General features: G+C 43.1%; 20 protein-coding genes and 2 pseudogenes. 17 read left to right on the top strand and 5 right to left on the bottom strand.

The annotated features are described in order from the left end of the window. A partial coding sequence (locus F6K53_RS32325; protein ID WP_293083514.1) for a hypothetical protein occupies window positions 1-462 on the bottom strand: 462 nt, incomplete at its 3' end. 330 nt (window positions 463-792) lie between these two features. After that, window positions 793-1,188, bottom strand: a complete 396-nt coding sequence (locus F6K53_RS32330; protein ID WP_293043361.1) for a hypothetical protein — start codon at window positions 1,186-1,188, stop codon at window positions 793-795. Between the two features lie 306 nt (window positions 1,189-1,494). Here F6K53_RS32330 and F6K53_RS32335 point away from each other — a divergent pair, with 306 nt between their 5' ends. Next, window positions 1,495-1,650, top strand: a complete 156-nt coding sequence (locus F6K53_RS32335; RefSeq protein ID WP_293070439.1) for a hypothetical protein — start codon at window positions 1,495-1,497, stop codon at window positions 1,648-1,650. Window positions 1,651-2,046: 396 nt separating this feature from the next. On the opposite strand, the gene F6K53_RS32340 is transcribed toward F6K53_RS32335, so the two are convergent. Both F6K53_RS32340 and F6K53_RS32345 read right to left on the bottom strand, forming a co-directional pair. Next, the gene (locus tag F6K53_RS32340; RefSeq protein ID WP_293070437.1) at window positions 2,047-3,033 is read right to left on the bottom strand and encodes a cysteine synthase A; all 987 of its coding nucleotides are present in this window, start codon (window positions 3,031-3,033) and stop codon (window positions 2,047-2,049) included. 221 nt (window positions 3,034-3,254) lie between these two features. Further along, the gene (locus F6K53_RS32345; protein ID WP_070396150.1) at window positions 3,255-3,893 is read right to left on the bottom strand and encodes a peroxiredoxin; all 639 of its coding nucleotides are present in this window, start codon (window positions 3,891-3,893) and stop codon (window positions 3,255-3,257) included. A gap of 114 nt (window positions 3,894-4,007) precedes the next feature. On the opposite strand from F6K53_RS32345, the pseudogene F6K53_RS46085 reads away from it, so the two are divergent. The 3 genes and pseudogenes from F6K53_RS46085 to psbU form a co-directional block, all read left to right on the top strand. Further along, window positions 4,008-4,097 (top strand): annotated as a pseudogene (locus F6K53_RS46085) (hypothetical protein); the annotation flags it as partial. After that, a pseudogene (locus tag F6K53_RS46090) lies at window positions 4,064-4,201 on the top strand (hypothetical protein); the annotation flags it as partial. The pseudogenes F6K53_RS46085 and F6K53_RS46090, both read left to right, overlap by 34 nt. Before the next feature lie 256 nt (window positions 4,202-4,457). Continuing rightward, on the top strand, window positions 4,458-4,913 hold the full coding sequence (psbU, locus tag F6K53_RS32355; protein ID WP_293020029.1) for a photosystem II complex extrinsic protein PsbU: 456 nt from the start codon (window positions 4,458-4,460) through the stop codon (window positions 4,911-4,913). 123 nt (window positions 4,914-5,036) lie between these two features. Here psbU and F6K53_RS46095 read toward each other — a convergent pair whose 3' ends face one another. Next, complete coding sequence (locus F6K53_RS46095; RefSeq protein WP_366511379.1) at window positions 5,037-5,240, bottom strand: hypothetical protein; 204 nt, start codon at window positions 5,238-5,240, stop codon at window positions 5,037-5,039. A gap of 496 nt (window positions 5,241-5,736) precedes the next feature. Between F6K53_RS46095 and F6K53_RS32360 the strand changes: the two genes are divergently transcribed. From F6K53_RS32360 to F6K53_RS32420, 13 genes are all read left to right on the top strand, one after another. Beyond that, window positions 5,737-6,507: a glycosyltransferase family A protein gene (locus F6K53_RS32360; RefSeq protein WP_293071665.1), complete on the top strand. Its 771-nt coding sequence runs from the start codon at window positions 5,737-5,739 to the stop codon at window positions 6,505-6,507. Further along, window positions 6,504-7,787 carry a DegT/DnrJ/EryC1/StrS family aminotransferase gene (locus tag F6K53_RS32365; protein ID WP_293071664.1) on the top strand — a complete coding sequence of 428 codons (1,284 nt, stop codon included), beginning with the start codon at window positions 6,504-6,506 and terminating at the stop codon, window positions 7,785-7,787. The genes F6K53_RS32360 and F6K53_RS32365 overlap by 4 nt, the downstream gene beginning before the upstream one ends. A gap of 5 nt (window positions 7,788-7,792) precedes the next feature. Beyond that, entirely contained in the window at window positions 7,793-9,004 is a 1,212-nt protein-coding gene (locus tag F6K53_RS32370; protein ID WP_293019867.1) for an iron-containing alcohol dehydrogenase, read from the top strand. A 2-nt stretch (window positions 9,005-9,006) separates the two neighbouring features. Next, window positions 9,007-9,714, top strand: coding sequence for a sugar phosphate nucleotidyltransferase (locus F6K53_RS32375; protein WP_293019866.1), 708 nt, complete (start codon window positions 9,007-9,009; stop codon window positions 9,712-9,714). A gap of 42 nt (window positions 9,715-9,756) precedes the next feature. Continuing rightward, window positions 9,757-10,377, top strand: coding sequence for an SIS domain-containing protein (locus tag F6K53_RS32380; protein ID WP_293019865.1), 621 nt, complete (start codon window positions 9,757-9,759; stop codon window positions 10,375-10,377). A gap of 14 nt (window positions 10,378-10,391) precedes the next feature. Continuing rightward, a complete protein-coding gene (locus F6K53_RS32385) occupies window positions 10,392-11,018 on the top strand; it encodes an HAD family hydrolase (RefSeq protein ID WP_293019864.1) in 627 nt (208 codons plus the stop codon). A 26-nt stretch (window positions 11,019-11,044) separates the two neighbouring features. Further along, window positions 11,045-12,022 (top strand): GDP-mannose 4,6-dehydratase, encoded by a 978-nt coding sequence (locus F6K53_RS32390; protein ID WP_293019863.1) that lies wholly within the window; start codon window positions 11,045-11,047, stop codon window positions 12,020-12,022. 53 nt (window positions 12,023-12,075) lie between these two features. Next, the gene (locus F6K53_RS32395) at window positions 12,076-12,789 is read left to right on the top strand and encodes a sugar phosphate nucleotidyltransferase (RefSeq protein WP_293019862.1); all 714 of its coding nucleotides are present in this window, start codon (window positions 12,076-12,078) and stop codon (window positions 12,787-12,789) included. Further along, window positions 12,782-13,966 carry a DegT/DnrJ/EryC1/StrS family aminotransferase gene (locus F6K53_RS32400; protein ID WP_293019861.1) on the top strand — a complete coding sequence of 395 codons (1,185 nt, stop codon included), beginning with the start codon at window positions 12,782-12,784 and terminating at the stop codon, window positions 13,964-13,966. Before F6K53_RS32395 ends, F6K53_RS32400 begins: the two co-directional genes overlap by 8 nt. Before the next feature lie 68 nt (window positions 13,967-14,034). Continuing rightward, window positions 14,035-15,099, top strand: coding sequence for a radical SAM protein (locus F6K53_RS32405; RefSeq protein ID WP_293019860.1), 1,065 nt, complete (start codon window positions 14,035-14,037; stop codon window positions 15,097-15,099). A 12-nt stretch (window positions 15,100-15,111) separates the two neighbouring features. Next, window positions 15,112-15,945, top strand: coding sequence for a class I SAM-dependent methyltransferase (locus tag F6K53_RS32410; RefSeq protein ID WP_293019859.1), 834 nt, complete (start codon window positions 15,112-15,114; stop codon window positions 15,943-15,945). Window positions 15,946-15,967: 22 nt separating this feature from the next. Then, the gene (locus tag F6K53_RS32415; RefSeq protein ID WP_293019858.1) at window positions 15,968-16,675 is read left to right on the top strand and encodes a PIG-L family deacetylase; all 708 of its coding nucleotides are present in this window, start codon (window positions 15,968-15,970) and stop codon (window positions 16,673-16,675) included. A gap of 112 nt (window positions 16,676-16,787) precedes the next feature. Next, window positions 16,788-17,861: a glycosyltransferase family 4 protein gene (locus F6K53_RS32420; RefSeq protein WP_293019857.1), complete on the top strand. Its 1,074-nt coding sequence runs from the start codon at window positions 16,788-16,790 to the stop codon at window positions 17,859-17,861. The last annotated feature ends 431 nt before the right edge of the window (window positions 17,862-18,292 follow it).

Below are 18,292 nucleotides of genomic sequence, written 5' to 3' on the forward strand. Positions count from 1 at the left end.
AATCCAGGACAATTCCTCCATCACTCGTAACACAAAAATATCAAAATCTAGAGGACTTACTAGTTGTCTAATATCTGACAGTATTTCCTTGACATATTCATCCGATAAATAATCGGAACCATCATTGGAGCTAATCTGGTATTCTATAGAGCTAAACTCACGTTCTTTTTTCCAATGCTTTCCTTTCTTGGCAAAATGCTCTCTAATCACATTTAAGCAGGTTGTTCTTAGCCAAGCTGATGGATTTTCAATATCTTGTCCAGATTCAATTTTGCTAACTCCGCGAATATAGCTTTCGATAAAGATGTCAAAGATATCAAATTTGTGTTCAAGGTTGAACTGCTTGAGTCGGAATTCAATAAATGCAAAAAGTCCAGATTTATCTCTTTGGTTTAAAAGAGAATTAACAGCGGCATCAAATTGTTTACGATTAGGGGACTTTGGAGGTTTTCTAGGTTGCATATAGTGTAGTTCCTCAGTAAAAATAAAAGCAGATAATGCCCCTGACTTTCAATTGTATTTGAGAAACTTTATGATCACTATTACTCACTTAGTGACGATTAAGTCTCGATTTGTGACATTGATAAGTAGGTAGGGGAAAATAAATTGATCAAGGGTATAACCATGAAACAATGAGGTTACCGAGCTGTGTTGCCAAATTGGCATAAAAAATCTTTCCATAGCGGTGTTTTAGTATGCCCCTACTTACATTTGTCCAAGAGTGACCCTAATGACTATAGCCCTTATGATCATCAAAGAATTACCACATCAGTTGCCACATTAGTTGCCACATTAGTTGTAAGTGCCCATGGCGTGGGTCGGCGATGCTTGCTCCCAATTGCTTGTAGTCAGCTGCCAGTCAGAACTGCTGTAGACGTAAGTGATGCGGATATGCTCTAGGATTATGTAGAAGCAGGTAGATTTTAGCCAGTCTGAGGGGTCTTGAATATCTTGTCCAGATTCAATTTTGCTAACACCACGAAGACAGCCTTCAAAAAGTATCTGGCCTATATCAAGTTCCTGTTCAAGATTGAAGTACTTGAGTTGGCGTTTAATAAATGTATATACCTCAGAGTTTTCTTTTTGTTTCCAGCTAGAATCAACTACTGCATCAAATTTTTGACGATTAGGGGATTTTAGGAGGTCTTGGGTTTGCATCTGGTGTACTTCCTCTAGAAAAATCAACATACCAAGTTGAGGCTTATTACTTCAGTTTTTCTTGAAGAAGCCTCATGATTATTCTTAATAAATAATGAGAATTAAGTCTTGATTTGTGACACTGATCGAGTTTGATCGGTCAGCTAACCCGCGACGCCCATCATTTCAATCTCCTTGGGGACTCCCTTTATAGTCAAAGACAAGTGCGGGAGACGGGGCGCCTATTGTGCGGACGTAGGTGACCCACACAGCACCTTGGGAATTAGAGACCAGATTTGTTGTTCTTTCCGATGATCTCCGCTAGAATAGACCTCTTGCAAAAGTATTTTTCTGATAGTGTTTGCGTCAATTCTTCTCCACTGTTCCCAGATCCGCTGTTCCCTGTTCCCGACAACTGCCGCGAAGTCTAATAGACCAATGGGGACACCGATTAATGCCCTCCATCAAGGAGCGGTTTATGTGCAAGCTGAAAAGCCTCTGAATCAGACATAAACCAAAAACTAACAAGTAAGCCCGATGTTTACTCGGAGGGTTTAGAGGCTGTTTGGCTCAGCCAGTAAGAGTTTTGTACTATTGCGAATCCCTGGCTATAATCTTGATTTAGCGATGGGAGTGTCAAATCAATTACAATACCACAATACCAAGTTTCCTTAGATATGTAACAGTACTCGAAAGGGTACTTTTATTTGTTTTTATTTGTGTTATGCTTAAAGATTAGACATCTCCAGAAATTAGGTTTTCACCTAGATAGGATCGGGGTTTCAGATTCTTTGTTGGAGATGTCTATTAGTAACAAGTGTCAAGGATTTCTTTCTGCTCCCTGTTCCCCGTTTCCCGTTCCCATTGGCTGAATACTTACAAAGATTACTGACCCTTGAGCCTTTTTCCTCAAGAGGTGCAATCACCCACAGAAAGTCCTTTAGATACCAACCATTCCCGATTGAATAGCCGTGACTGATAACGACCACCGCCATCACAAAGCACAGTCACAATTGTATGACCAGGTCCCATTTGTTTAGCCAGAGCAACAGCAGCTCCGACATTAATCCCGACAGACCCTCCCATAAATAATCCATCCCGGCTCAGCAGCTGGTAAACTACCCGGAGACATTCGTGGTCATCAATTTGAATGGCATCATCAATGGGAGCCCCTTCCATATTCCCAGTAATACGGCTGTTACCGATACCTTCTGTAATAGAGCTACCTTCCGGTTTAATAACACCCGTCTTGACATAACTGTATAAACCACTACCCATGGGGTCAGCTACCACACATTGAAGGTTAGGATTTTTTTCTTTCAAATACATCGCCACCCCTGCATAGGTACCACCTGTCCCAGTTGCTGAAACCCAAGCATCAATTTTCCCGTCAGTTTGCTGCCACAGTTCTGGCCCAGTGGTTTCATAATGAGCCTGTCGGTTTGCCAAATTATCAAACTGATTCGCCCAGATGGCATTATCCATCTCTTGGGCAATGCGTCCAGAAAGCTTTACATAATTATTCGGGTTTTTGTAGGGTACTGCTGGCACTGGGCGAACTTCAGCTCCCAGTGTTCTGAGGGTATCCATTTTTTCTTGGGATTGAGTTTCCGGGATAATAATCAGGCACTTGTATCCCTTAGCATTACAGATATGGGCTAGACCAATGCCCGTATTCCCAGCGGTTCCTTCAACCACTGTACCCCCAGGCTTGAGTAAGCCTTTTTCTTCTGCATCTTTAATAATATAGAGGGCAGCTCGGTCTTTTACAGAACCTCCTGGATTTAGAAACTCCGCTTTCCCTAGGATTTCACAACCCGTCTCTTCGCTAAAGCTGTTTAACCGAATAAGTGGTGTATTTCCAACTGTGTTAACAAAACCTGCTTTGATATCCATTTCAATCAAGTTTAAATTATAAAGAATGAAGAATTAAGAATGAAGAATTAAGAATGAAAAATGAAGGATGAAGAATCCTTAATCCTTCATCCTTCAGACCTGATAATTATTTTATATCATGTCAGGATAATTACCCTTAATAAAAATCTCCCCCATCTCCCCATCTCCCCATCTCCCCATCTCCCCACACTTTTATTATGGGTATTCAACCAGACTTGATATTACTTGTTAGGTTGGGGTGTCATCCGCAGATAGGGCTTAATTACCTCATATCCTTTGGGAAACCGTTCCTTCAACTCTTCTGGATCTTTGATGGATGGTACAATAACGCAGTCATCCCCGTCTTTCCAGTTAACAGGAGTAGCGACTTTATAGTCATCGGTCAACTGTAGGGAGTCAATCACTCGCAGGATTTCGTCAAAGTTACGACCGGTGCTAGCAGGGTAAGTTAAAACCAACCGCAATTTCTTCTGTGAGTCGATGACGAAAACAGAGCGTACGGTTAGGGTATTGTCAGCGTTGGGGTGGATCATATCGTAAAGGTCAGACACCTTTTTATCTGGATCCGCCAAAATCGGGTAGTTGACCGTTGTTGTCTGGGTTTCGTTGATATCTCCAATCCAGCCTTTGTGGGAGTCAACATCATCCACGCTCAAGGCTAGCACTTTAACATTGCGCTTCTCAAATTCGGGCTTGAGTTTAGCAACCATACCTAACTCGGTGGTGCAAACTGGGGTGAAGTCGGCTGGGTGAGAAAACAGCACTACCCAGCTATCTCCTGCCCATTCATACAAATTAATCTCACCTTCGCTAGAATTCTGAGTAAAGTCGGGTACGGTATCCCCCAATCGTAGAGTCATGGCTAAATCCTGTTGCTATTTGTTCTTCTCAGGATAGTTATCGTCCCACAAAAGTCAGGTTTATCCCTCAGCTTTTAGATCTATTTTAGGATTTGCTTAGGAATTCGTTATTCAGTGGTCAGCGGTCAGCGGTCAGCGGTCAGCGGTCAGCGGTCAGCGGTCAGCGGTCAGCGGTCAGCGGTCAGCGGTCAGCGGTCAGTGGTCAGCGGTCAGCGGTCAGCGGTCAGCGGTCAGCGGTCAGCGGTCAGCCATTCGCAAAGCGTGGCCATAGGCCAAGGCCTTTAGCTGTTCCCGTAGCGTGGGCGTAGCGCTTAAGCTGATAACTGATAGCTGATACGCGACACGCTGATAGCTGATAGCTCATAGCTGATAGCTGATAGCTCATAGCTCATAGCTTACAAAGCAACATTTGTCAATGAACTAGGGTGGGAATCGTCTTCTCGAAAAAGTTTAGGTCTTGTGTCTGGACTTCGATATTATGAGATGATGAGAAACAAAAATTAAACTAAACCCACAGAGATTAATTTCTCTTAGTGCTGTGTTGTGTAAGTAAGGAGTTTTATGATGAAAAAATTGGTTCATCTGGCAGTGTTATGCCTCTTAGTGCTTAGCTTGGGGTGCTTAGGTTTACCCCAAAATGCGATCGCTTCCCCTATGTCTTCAGCAGACACATTTTCTTTAAATAACTTAACGTTGCCCTCATCTACCGCTTTAATCGCTCGTTCCCGGAGCAATGCGGCTGATCGCAAGTTAGCCACCGAGTTTGGTAAGAAGACTGACCTGAACAATACTCCTTTGCGTAAGTTTCGCAAATATCGCGGATTCTACCCAAACTTGGCTCGTAAGATTGCTGATAATGCTCCCTACGAGTCAGTAGAAGATGTTCTGAACATTAAGGGACTCAGCGCAAAGCAGAAGAAAAAGTTACAAAAGGAAATTGATAAAGGTAATTTTACCGTGACTAAGACCTCAGAAGTTTATAATGCGGGCGACGATCGCGTTAATCCTGGCGTGTACTAATAACGCCATTGGTGGTTAGCTTTAAATTTTTTGTCTCCAGATAAAGCTTTTCTAGCTGAGCGCAAAGCGCTTAGCTAGATCAATCCAGGGTTTAAAGGGCTCTAACTCAGCTGAGCACAAAAACTAGCTGGAATAGTTGACGGTACGTGCTTGTCCGTCAAGGTAATAAACTCCGAGACAGTTGTGTTGATTATCTGTAATTACCCAAGGATGAGTTACATAGGTTTGTTGAGTATAACCTTGGCCTGGTTTGAGCTGATAATAGTATGTTCTGTTGCCCTGGTAGTTCAGCCAATAAGTCTTGATTAGCTGAGGGGGTGAAATTATCCATTAAAAGCTTGCTATATAAGGCTTTGAGGCCAATGAACTCAGGGAAGATACAGTCGGAAATTAACTCTCGATTCATTTTCTGGAAGCTCAAACCATTATAACTACGTCCAAAGGAGCGCCCAAAACAGAATGTATCTTTTTGTAACTTATGGGCTGAAATTATTACCCAGTAAGGATTTCAGCTTGCATATCATATTATGTTCGGATAATTAGTTATAAAAAACCATTACCCTTGAAACCTTACTTTTTTACTTCTGCCTTCTGCCTTCTGCCCTCTGCCTTGCTTTCGACGCTTAGTATAAGTATTTAACCGGACATGATATCACCCCCCCAGGAGAAAGTTGCATAAATGGTCACAGTATTGGCGAATTCAAGAAATCTAACGAAATATTTAAAGTTAGAGGGTTTAAACGCATACAGATCTAGGATAGGTCTAGCTTCTTGGCAACTATGCTTACGTCGCTTTATTCGCATCTAAAAAGGGCTGTACTACATGTTAACTGTAGCCGTTATTACATTTTGTGTAGATCGAGACAGAGAATTAGAGCGCTGCATCAATAGCGTCAGACTACAGCAAGTACCTACAATACATTATGTCTTTTCAGAACGAGTTAATGAGTTAAAAACTAGCCCAGTACTCAAACCAATCAAAGATCTTGTCAGGTGGGTAGCCATTGAAGATGTACCCTACCACGAGCACTCCTCTCCTCGCATGGCTAAACTACGTCAGTCTGCCCTAGAAAAAATCCAGGAACCTTTTGTCTGTTTTCTAGATGACGATAATGAGTTTTTGCCTAATCATCTAAGTAGTTTGTTGCACTGTATTCAAGAGCAGCAACTAGATGCTGCCTACTCTTGGAGGATTCTACTCCACCCTGACGGTTCTCTTTTTGAAGGGGATTATTATCCCTGGCATGCAGATCCAAAGACTGCAACTCTTCTCTATAAATGGTGTGTAGACAACGAAGTTATCCGTTTGGGAGATGCTGTTGTGTATGATGGTCCTCGAGTTTCAGACGATCCTCGAAATGTAGCAACGGTAGATATGAATGAGTGGTTGTTCAGGACTAAATCACTGCTGCGTATTGGCTTTAATGCAGAATTCACTCAAGAAGAGCTGGATAATCAGGTAGGAGAAGATGACAAGATTCTAAAGAAAATCTTAAATATTGATTTTCGGTTTGCTTGCAGTCAACAAGCTACTGTTAAATACTATTTGGGTGGAGTTTCCAATTCAGATGACAATTATCGATATTCGATATGATAGTTCGTCAAATTAGCAGGTTAGCCATTGATGGAGGAACCCCTATCTTCGAAAGGCAGTGGCCCAAATGGCCTCAATCCGATGCAGAAACTGAATCGGAAGTTATTAAAGTATTACGCAGTGGGCGTTGGACCATCAGCGGATTCTCTAATGGTAAACCTTTACAAGAACAGATATTTGCTTCTGCATTTAGCAGCTTTCTGGGCGCTAAGTACTGTATTCCAACTGATCATGGGACATCAGCTTTAGAGCTAGCGATGGAAGCTTGTGATGTTAAGCCGATGGACGAAGTCATTGTGCCTGGGCTTACTTGGGTGGCTTGTCCATATTCTGTTCTGGCTCAGCAAGCGATTCCTGTGTTAGCTGATGTTGATCCAAAGACCATGTGTCTTGATCCCAAATCAGTGAAGCAGCTGATTACTTCTAAGACTAAGGCAATTTTGGTAGTTCATCTCTACAGTCGTATTGCCAATATGTCGGCACTATGTCAGATTGCTAAAGAGCATGGTTTAACAATTATAGAAGACTGCGCCCAGTCCCATGGCGCACGCTGGAAAGGTAAGTGCGTGGGTACACTCGGTCAAGTTGGAGCATTTAGCATGCAACAGGGTAAGCCTTTGACTGCAGGGGAGGGAGGATGCTGCGTCACGAATGATGATGACCTAGCCGAGAGAATTTATCGCTTTCGTACAGATGGACGTTTCTTAGCAGGCGAAGATGGTCGTACTTTAGGACGAACAGAGTTGCTGGAATCTGGCCACGTCCTTAGTGGACGTAATCGATGTCTTTCTGATATTCAGCTTGCAATCTTAACGATCCAGCTTAAAAAGCTTAAAGCCCAAAATGAACAGAGAAGAAGCAATGCAGCTTATCTTGCCCAGCTCTTACAACAATTGCCTGGTATTTCTATTCCGTCTTATCACGAACCAGATGATGAGGAAGTCTATTACCATTTTGCTTTTTTCTTAAATGAGACATTTTTACGGGGAAAAACCGTTGCCTGGGTTGGGGAAGCACTCTCAGCAGAGCTTGGAACATGGGTACATCAACCATATGTTCCTCTATCACGTCATCCACTGTACGTTCCTGAGAAAAAAGCTTGGGTTCAGCAGTCAGAGTCAGTGAAAAGTTTAGTTGACAAAAAACGTTTTCATCTTCCTTCTTCAGAAGAAGTACATGAAAAAACATTACTGTTACACCACTCTGTTTTATTGTCACCCCGTGAGGATATGGATATGATTGCAGCGGCACTTCACAAAATCTATTCTGGGATAAATTAGAAATTATGAAAACTTTGCTTTCCCCGAACTTTAGTGAGCAGCTAAAAAGCAGCAAATTTCTTGAAGTTTGCTTCAACTTTGGCGAGCGCAACATGCCCATCCTGATTGGTCAAGATGTACATCATGAGTGCATTAAGTTTTGCCAACAAAAGAATCCTGATCAAATATTTTTTATCGCAGATGATCGTGTTTGGGAACTGTATGGAACTGTCATTGAATCACGATATTGTTCTAATTTTTCAGTGCGTAAAGCGCTGGTCAAACCCTCTGAGAAATTAAAGACCTTAGATCAAGTTAATCGTCTCTTAGAAGAGGCGATTGCAGCGGGGGTAACTCGCCGCAGTATCGTGATTGCCCTTGGAGGCGGGCTTGCAGGGAATATTGCTGGGATGGTTGCAGGCCTGCTTTACCGAGGCATTTCTATGGTTCATATGCCAACAACCTTCCTGGCCATGTCAGATTCAATTTTATCACTCAAACAGGCCGTAAATGGTCAGCGTGGGAAGAACCTGTTTGGCATGTACTACTTACCTGAAGCTAGTTTTGTCTCTGTCAATTTCTTGAAGACTTTGCCTGAAAAAGAACTTATTGCTGGCATCAATGAACTAATCAAAAATTGCCTTGTTTTTGATGCTGAACAAACAGAAAAGCTGGTCTCCTTGATTAGGCAGCCAGCTAATGATTCCACGTGGATTCAATTAGTTTTGCTCGGGATAAAGGCAAAACAGAAGCTACTTCTTATCGATCCTTATGAAAAGGGAATAGGGATTTCCCTGGAGTATGGCCATACGGTGGGTCACGCTTTAGAGGTCCAGCACAGTGAATTATCCCATGGGATTGCTGTTGGATTAGGAATGTTAGTAGCTTCTGCCATCTCCTTAAATCGAGAATGGTTAAGTGAAGAGGAGTATTGGTTACACTACCGTCTACTCCATGGTGCTAATCCGAAGATTCAATTTCCACAGACCCTCGATTTTGACAAAACCCTCCAACTGATCCGGAAGGACAACAAACATGGCTATCTCAGTTCAGGTTTAGAACAACATCCCTTTGTTTTATTGCGGTCGATTGGTCTGGTTGCGATGACTCATGAAAAACCTTTAGTCTGTGTTAATGAGGCTGAGATACTCACGGCGATAGAGCGAGCCCGTAGAGATATTGATGTATTTTCTCAAACACACAGTTCTGTCTCAACAAAAGCAATGCAGGAGGCCTAATCATGTTTGATCAGGCTGTTATTCTCGCAGGAGGAAGAGGAACGCGTCTTGCTCCTCTTACAGATACTTTGCCAAAGGTTATGGCTCCAGTTGAAGAACATCCTTTCTTGGAGTACCAAATTCAGTATCTACAGCGACAGGGCATTCGGTCAATCTTGCTATTACTTGGCTATCGCTGGGAACAAGTGAAAGATTACTTTGGTAATGGCCATAAGTGGAATGTTGAGATTGAATATAGTGTCGAAACAATGCCATTAGGGACAGCAGGCTGCTTATCCAATGCCTATGAAAAGTTGAATGATGTATTTGTTGTTGTCTACGGTGACTCTTTTCTGCCGTGTGACTACTCGCTGATGTTTCAACATTCTCAGCAGTACGATCAAACAGCCATCATGACAATCTATCCAAATCAAGGTGAACTGCCGGTTCCCAATAATGTTCGAGTCAGCCCTGATGGATTTCTCCAGCAATACATTAAAGATAGACCCGATCTGAAACTTGAATATGTTGATGCAGGGGCTTTAGTCTTACATCTTAACCATATAGATAACTTTCCCAATAAAATTCCAGCTAGCTTAGAAGAAGATATTTTTCCAGATTTCGCATCCGCTGGAACAATGCAAACCTTTATGAGTAAACATCGTTTTTATGACATTGGTACCCCGAGCCGACTAGACCAGTTTCGTCAAGATTTTTCCCAATTTTTTTGACTCGAAATATAAATGCAGTCTTGTAAAATAAATATTAAAATCATGAGTCCTGTTACATCAATAAAAAAGAGCAAATATCGGCCTCGACAGATAATTGAAAATCCAAGGAAATATGCTAAAACACTCAGTGATGTACTCGCTAATTTGGATTTTGATACGGTTGAAGCGATCGCCCATCTCATTGCAGATGTTGGATTACGACAGGCACAGGTTTTGCTCATTGGGAATGGTGGCAGTGCCAGTAATGCATCCCATTATCACTGTGACTTAACTAGTGCTTTTCGCACCTATCAATCACGGCTGCGAGTTCTCAATTTGGCAGGCTCTCCATCGATTATTACTGCACTTGGCAATGACTTTGATTTCCGAAAGATCTTTAGTTTTCAGGTTAAGGAAACAGGCAATCCGGGTGACCTTTTATTGATGCTAACGGCCTCAGGTAATTCGCCTGACATTTTAGAAGCCTGTGCAACTGCTCAAGATCTCAGTATCAAAACGATATCGATCACCGGGTTTGGTGGTGGTAAAGTTGCTTCAATGGCTGATTTGAACCTTACGATTCCCTCTAATAATTATGGTGTTATCGAAGATGTTCAGCTCGTTTTAGGACATATGTTTAGCCAGAAGATTTGTGGATTATTTGAAGATAAGATTGATGTTTAGGGTCAATTCTTCTTATGGCAACTCAGTTAAAACTTAAGCCAGCGATCTTCTTAGACCGGGATGGCACATTGATCAAGCATGTTCACCATCTCTGCAATCCTGAGGATGTAGAGTTAGAGCCCACTGCTGTTTCTGCACTATCTTTGCTACGAGAAGCTGGGTTTGCTTGCGTCGTAGTCACGAATCAATCTGTTGTAGGAAGGGGGATGTTAAGTCTGAAGGGCTTAGAATCTATTCATGCCAGACTGGAGATGCTACTTCACGACCAAGGGATTGGCATTGATGCTATTTATTACTGTCCCCATGTTCCTCAAACTTCAGACCTGACGCAGATCGAGCACATTGACCGCAAACCTGGGCCAGGCATGCTACTGCGGGCTGCGCAAGAAATGGGGCTCTCAATTTCACAAAGTTGGATGATTGGAGATTCAATTAGTGACGTTTTAGCAGGGGCCAACGCTGGCTGCAAAGGAAGTTGTTTAATTCAATCTAATCTCTATCGACCTGAATGGACAAATGCTGCAGAAGTTTCGTATTTAGCGTCTGATCTTCTGGATGCAGTTAAATATATTTTGCATGCTTCGCTGCTTGCAGACTCTCCTGATGAAATCATCGACGCTATTTCAGCTTCTAATCTCTAGATTAACCTAATTTCTAAAGAGTAGCTATGACAGTTTTAGTAACGGGTGCAGGTGGATTTATTGCTAGCCATCTTGTTGAGATGTTGCTTCAGAATGGGCATCAAGTCAGAGCTTTGGTTCGTTACAATAGTCAAGGCAGCTGGGGACATCTTCAAGACATTCAGCCTCAGTTACGAGAAAATCTAGAGGTTTGTCTAGGCGATATTACCGATCCCTACTTCGTGACAGATCTGGTTGCAAATTGCGAGGTTGTTTTCCATCTGGCAGCATTGATCGGAATTCCCTATTCCTATCACGCTCCTGCTTCTTATCTTGCAACCAATACAGGTGGAACTTTGAATATCTTGCAAGCCTGCCGACAAAAAACAGTGCGTCGGGTTATTATTACTTCAACTAGTGAAGTGTACGGTACTGCCCTCTATACACCGATGAGGGAGGATCATCCTTTACAGGCTCAATCTCCTTATGCTGCGAGTAAGATTGCAGCTGATAAACTTGCGGAATCTTTCTTTTGCACTTATGACTTGCCTGTCGTTACCCTACGACCATTTAACACCTATGGTCCTCGGCAGTCAGCGCGGGCTATTATTCCAACGGTGCTGTCTCAGGCTATGGCAGGAACGAACACAATTCGTTTAGGAAATTTAACGCCCAAGCGAGACTTAACCTTTGTATTGGACACTGCGAGAGCCTTCTTATTGGCATCAGAAGCATCAGGTATCGAGGGAGAAACTATCCATTTTGGACAGGGTAATGCAGTGAGCGTGGCAGAAATTGCCCATACTTGCTTAAAGGTCGTAAACAGTCATGCTGAGATTATAAGTACGGCTGAACGGCAACGTCCCAAGCAAAGTGAAGTTGATCTACTTTTGTGTGATGCTTCAAATGCAAAACAGCGATTAGGATGGCAGCCTCAGGTGTCTTTGGAAGCAGGACTATTACAGGTTGCTGAATATATGAAACAGCACCAAGCTCAATATCGAAATCAAGACTATGTTGTCTGAGAGGTAGTATGAAAGGGTCTGGCTCAAGTACCGATCACCATCTTACCGCAGGAATGAAGGCTGTCATTTTAGCTGGAGGAAAAGGCACGCGCCTTAAGCCCTTTACAGTCAATTTTCCTAAACCTTTAGTTCCACTAGGTGATGTTCCGATTATAGAAATTCTCATCCGCCGTCTGCTTCGCTATGGCATTACCAACATTACCCTAACATTGGGCCATTTAGCAGAGTTGGTGAAGGCTTACTTTGATCATCGACATAGCTTGGTAGAAAAAATAAACCTGGATTTTGTTGAAGAGGAAGAGCCAACGGGAACTGCAGGCTCGTTATCCTTCATTCCAAATCTTGACCAAACATTTTTGGTCATGAATGGTGATTTACTCACTGATTTAAATTTTAACCATCTTATTCAGTTTCATCGAGATAAGAATGCGGCACTTACGATCGCCTGCTATACTCGGAATGTCAAGATTGATTTGGGTGTCTTGAAGCTGAATGACCACCATCAAGTGATTGACTACATCGAAAAGCCAGAGACCTCTTATCCGGTCAGCATGGGGATCTATGCCTATGAGCCCCGTGTCCTTAAATATATTGAGTATGGCAAATACCTCGATCTCCCAGACTTAGTTTTACGGCTAATAGAGGAAGGCGAGCAAGTCTGTGCTTATCCTGCCAATTGCCTTTGGCTAGATATTGGTCGGCCCGATGACTATGCAAAAGCCCAAGATTTATTTGCTGAGAAACGGGAGGAATTTGACCTTGTCTAACTGGAAAGTTCCCCTCAGCGATTTGGATTACGGAGTAGAAGAAGAAAAGGCTATTCAGCGAGTTCTCCAGCGGCAATGGCTGTCTATGGGGCCAGAAGTCAAAGTTTTTGAGGAAGAGTTTTCATCGTTTTTGGGAGTTAAGCACGCGATCGCCGTTTCGAGTGGTACCGCTGCCCTGCAACTCGCTTACCTGGCTTTGGGATTAGGAAAAGAAGACGAAGTTATTCAACCTGCGCTTAATTTTGTTGCTGCGGCTAACACGGCTATTGCAGTGGGTGTTCGCCCCATTTTTGCAGATATCATTAGCCTGGATGAACCAACCCTTGATATCACAGATGTTGAACATCGAATTACGCAGCAAACAAAGGCAATTGTCGTTATGCACTATGGAGGATATCCCTGTCGCATGGCTGACCTTCGAGCCCTCTGTGAACGCCATGATTTAGCCGTGATTGAGGATGCTTGCCATGCAGTGGGTGCTCGCTACCTGGACTCACAAGCTCGGTTTCCTCACGGTCATCGAGTGGGACAACTGGGAGATATTGCCTGTTTCTCGTTCTTTAGTAATAAAAACCTGGCGACAGGAGAAGGAGGGCTCATCACAACCGATCAAGACGATTTGGCCAAGCGTGTTCGCTTATTGCGCTCCCACGGAATGACTACGCTAACCTGGGAACGCCACAAGGGACACGCCCGATCTTACGATGTAGTTCTACATGGTTTTAACTATCGTTTTGATGAAATCAGAGCTGCCTTAGGACGCACACAACTTCAAAAGCTAGAGAGCAATAATCATCGACGACAGGAAATCGTGAATGCCTATTATAGTCAGCTGGATTCATTGTCTAATTGGATAATTCCTTTCCGCCATTTCTCTGGTGACTCAGCTTATCATTTAATGCCAATTGTCGCACCCGATCAACGTACACGTGAACGTGTTGTTCAAGACTTGAAGCTTGCAGGCATCCAAACCAGTCTACATTATCCCTGCATTACTAATTTTACTGCTTTTGGACATTTAGAAGCTTCTGGAGTCGAAAAAAGTAAGGCGTTTTCTCAAAGGGTGATAACCCTTCCTCTGTATCCAACGATGACATTAGATCAGGTCAATTATGTTTGTTCTAATTTGCTTTCATCCTCCCGGATATCGCTTTTGGAGGATTCAAATGATGCCTAAGTCATGACTGTAGGGCTGTTAGAAGGCTTTTCCATATTAATTAGTATCATTTTTTGAGGAGATAATTTATGTTATCCATCAGCAAAACAATCGAAAACAATTCTCAAACACAAATAGTTTCAGCTCACTGTAGCGATTATCCACAGGGACTTTACATTGAATTAACTGATCGGTGTAATCTTCTCTGTCCCATGTGTCGACAATCAGCCGTTGCGGGTGATGTTCTGTCGCTAGAGGTGTTCAAAGAGATTGCAGATGCACTTTTTCCTCATGCCCGCTTTGTCGATTTGCGCGGTTGGGGTGAAAGTACACTACTACCTAATTTCGAGGCATATCTCGATTATGCTATGCGGTTTCCACTGCAGAAAAAATTGATCACTAATGCAACAGTAAATAAACCCCACCTGTGGCAGAAGCTTGGAGAAGCGGGGGTGATTGTTGGTGTTTCCATTGATGCAGCGGATCCCGAACTCTATGAACAGCTGCGAGTAGGAGCAAAACTAGAAAAAATGTTGGCAAATGTTCGCCAGATCATCCGAGCAGCAGAAACTTCGGGGTTAGATCCAAAGCAGCAAGTTTATTTCTGCATTACTGCCAGTGGTATGAACTTGCTGGATATCAAGAATATTGTTCACATCGGTCTCGACCTTGGGATTGACCGTTTTAAGCTGGAGCCCTTGAAAACCAGTGATGGCGATCCAAATCATCTGAAGTACCATATCCAAACCGTGAAAGCAGAAACAGCTGCTTTGAAAACCCTAGTTGAGGAAACAGGGGCTCGTATTGAACTTTCTGCCTCATTGATTGAAGAACAAGTGTATGAGCCAGCGGTTAGAAAATTGTGTATTCATCCTTGGCAATACCTTTATGTCAATAGTCGAGGACGCATGGGATTTTGTGATCACCTTAATGGGGTGGAAGAGTTCACATTTGCAAATTGGAGTGAGGGAAGCTTCGAAGATTTCTGGAATGGTCCCGAGATGGTTCAACTGAGGAAAGAGCACTTGGCACGCTTCAATCAGGGACAGGAAATTGCAATCTGTGGTGATTGTAATTGGTGCTACAACCGTCGCTATATGGACCTAGAGGATATGATCGATCCGAACTGGTCAGAATACCGAGTACAACTTTAGGAGATGCAATCAATGCAGGAAAAATATTGCTGTCCCTGGGAACATCTCTTTTACGAACCAGTATTACTGGATTCTGCTTCTGGAGATGCTGATAGCGGTGATACGGTTGAATACTATCAGTCGGCGCTGAAATCTGGAGAGCATCGTATCTTAGATATTGGTTGTGGGACAGGTCGCTTAGCAATTCCTCTGGCTCAATGTAATTATGAGGTCCACGCAGTTGATTGCTCGCCAGAGATGATTTCTTTCTTCCAGGACAAGTTAAAAAGTTTCAGCCAGGAAGGACACTCTAGCCTGCAAGATAATCTACATCTCAGTTCCCTGGATATTGTGACATCTTCCTATGGGAAGAAGGTTGATGTTGCGATCGCAGTCGATGACTTTCTAACCCATTTTCTGGACAAATCTAGTTTACGGAGTGCCCTTAAGAATATTGCCCTTAGCCTTAAGCTAGGAGGACGTTTTATGACAGATTTACGTGGTCGCAGTCAAGAACGACTGGCCAAAGCTAGCCAAGCCGGAGCTAAACCAATGCTTTTTTTTGGGATTGTTCATCAAGTATCAACCCCTTCTGGGAATCGCTCTGTTGCCATGCGCTCAGCTGAAGATTACGATCCCCATAGACAAATCATGACAAGTAACCAAATATTTGAATGGATTGCACCTGATGGGACAGTTGAGCGCACAGTCTATCGTACACTCCGACAGCGATTGTACCATCAAGAAGAACTAGAAAAGATTGCTTTAGACGTCGGTCTAAGGTTGGTATCTGTGTACAAGCGTCTTCATCCCATGCAGCCAGCCAGCTTTACCTCAGGGATGTCTTTAGAATTTTGCACAGTGTAGTTGAAAAACTTCAAATACGTGTATGGACTTACTTCTCTCAGCCCACGCTGATGATGTTGCTTATTCGATTGGTGGTCTTCTGCTGAAAGGATATTGTCACGAACCTAAGCTTGTGACTGTTTTTCAAAAGAGCATTTATGCGCCCTATAGTGTGGAATCAGGATCCTCCGAGGCCGTTATTTGCAATATTCGATATGCAGAGGATATCGCCTACGCGAATAAGTTAGGGCTTCAGCATGAGGGCATCGGTCTTAAGGATGTGACACTTCGGGGTTATACTAACCTGGATACAATCTTTACTGTAACTGATTATCGTCAGGATCCCGATGCGGAAGCAAGTATTCAAGCTATTCAGTCCTTTTTAAACACGCAAACTGGTGTAACACGCCTTTGGGTTCCTCTGGGAATTGGCAACCATATCGATCACATCATTCTGCAGAAAGCTGTTTTGTTATGGTCAGCCACTTCTTCGCTGGAAAAGATTTTTTATGAAGATGTTCCCTATACGGGGTTTGAAGAACTCAGTACAATTGAAACCTGGGTTCAGCAAACCTTAGGTGCTGCTGAGTTAGAAATGATTGACATCTGTCAACACCTTGAAGAAAAGCTCCAAAATTTACAACTATATTCCTCACAAGTCTCTTCCGAAGATCTTGAGCGGGTTAAGTTTCATGCTCAGCGCATTGTAGCCGGAACGGCTGTGGAACGTATTTGGCGTCAGAAGACCTGACGCTTTAATCAATTAGCATTGCAAACTAATTAGTACACTAGGTACATAGAAGTGTACCTATGAATATTGGCAATCCATGAACATCGTAATTGTGACTCAATGGCTCGAGCATATGGGAGGATCGGAGGTCCTAACCATGGCCACTGCACTGGCTTTAGACCTGTTGGGACACCAGGTGACGGTTATGATCGCGGAAGGAACCATTCACCCTAGCTTTACAGCACAATTACAACAGCAAAACATTCGTTTTATTTCTTTAGATGTCGAGGGTTCCCTAGACAAAAAACTCAATACTCTCCAAGCGTTATTAGTACAACAGTCATGGGACATCCTTCACTTTATTCCGGTGGAGTCCTTAGCTTGTGCCTGGGTGCAACATACAACAGATACAGCGCATAACAACATTCCGATTGTAGTTACAGAAACCACCAATGCTTCTCCCTCAGTTTGGTGGATGGGCAAAGATGAACAATATGTGTTGCAGAACGTTCAGGGTGTGATTGCCATGTCTTATCAGGCAGCAAGTAACATTTGGCGTTTACGTGACAAAAACAAGCCTCTACATGTGATTCCCTCCTTTTTACCTCCCCAGAATAGATCCTGGGAAACCTTTATGAGTCCAATTGCAGAGACTGCATTTAACCATATTGGTTGTATCAGCCGTTTGTCTGAGGAAAAAGGGTTAGAATTCCTATTAGCAGCAATGGCAATGCTCAAGGCTGAAAACTCTCAGATAACGCTCCATTTATACGGTGATGGACAAGAGCGTTACCGAGTCGAGTCTCTCATTCGTGCCTTTGAGCTGGAGAATTCGGTGATTTTACATGGCTATGTTGAGGATATCTATGAAGCGATCGAGCAGTGTAGCTTATTTGTTTTGCCGTCTTTGCTTGAAGGCCTTCCCCTTTCGTTGCTCGAGATTATGGCATCAGGTCGCACCTTCATTGCAACGAATGTGGGCGGTATACCAGAACTTGTCAATGATGGCGATTGGGCCATGCTGGTCGAAAAAGGAGATTCCAGAGCATTGGCGAATGCAATCAAATGTATTGCCTATAATCGAGAACATTTACTGCATGCTGGCAAAAAGGCAAGAGCTGTGTACGAAAAATCTTGGCATTCCAAACTCATGGCAGAAACTATCGTTAAATTCTACAAAGATGTTTTGAGCCGAGCTGACCTGTAGAGAAATTTCTCCCCAGTTACTAACACAACATTTAACTCACGAGCCTGGTCACAAAATTCTCAAACTGTAGAGGCATTCAAGTATTTTCCTAGAAGCCCACCTAACTTCATCAGCACTGTAATGGCAGCGACGATGAAAAATCTTATAACCCACATTCCGCAGGTTGACAGTGTTGCTGGGGGATTTTATTAAAAATGCTAGAATGCTTACTATATAAGCATTAAACCCAGATTAATACGAGCGTGGTGCTAGCCAGCTCAAACCCCAGTCAATTCGGGCATGTGAGTCGTCCAGGGGAGAGATTATATCAAATCCGGGTGTATACTTACTGTTAAGACAGAGCATGGTAAGTTTTATGCCCAAAAGGTTGACCCTGAAGCCCCACCTGAGTTGTGACGCCTTGGAACAGCGATAACGCGCGTGAAAAAGAC

Origin of the sequence: Moorena sp. SIO4A1 (genome assembly GCF_010672065.1) — a bacterium.
Classification (GTDB): domain Bacteria; phylum Cyanobacteriota; class Cyanobacteriia; order Cyanobacteriales; family Coleofasciculaceae; genus Moorena.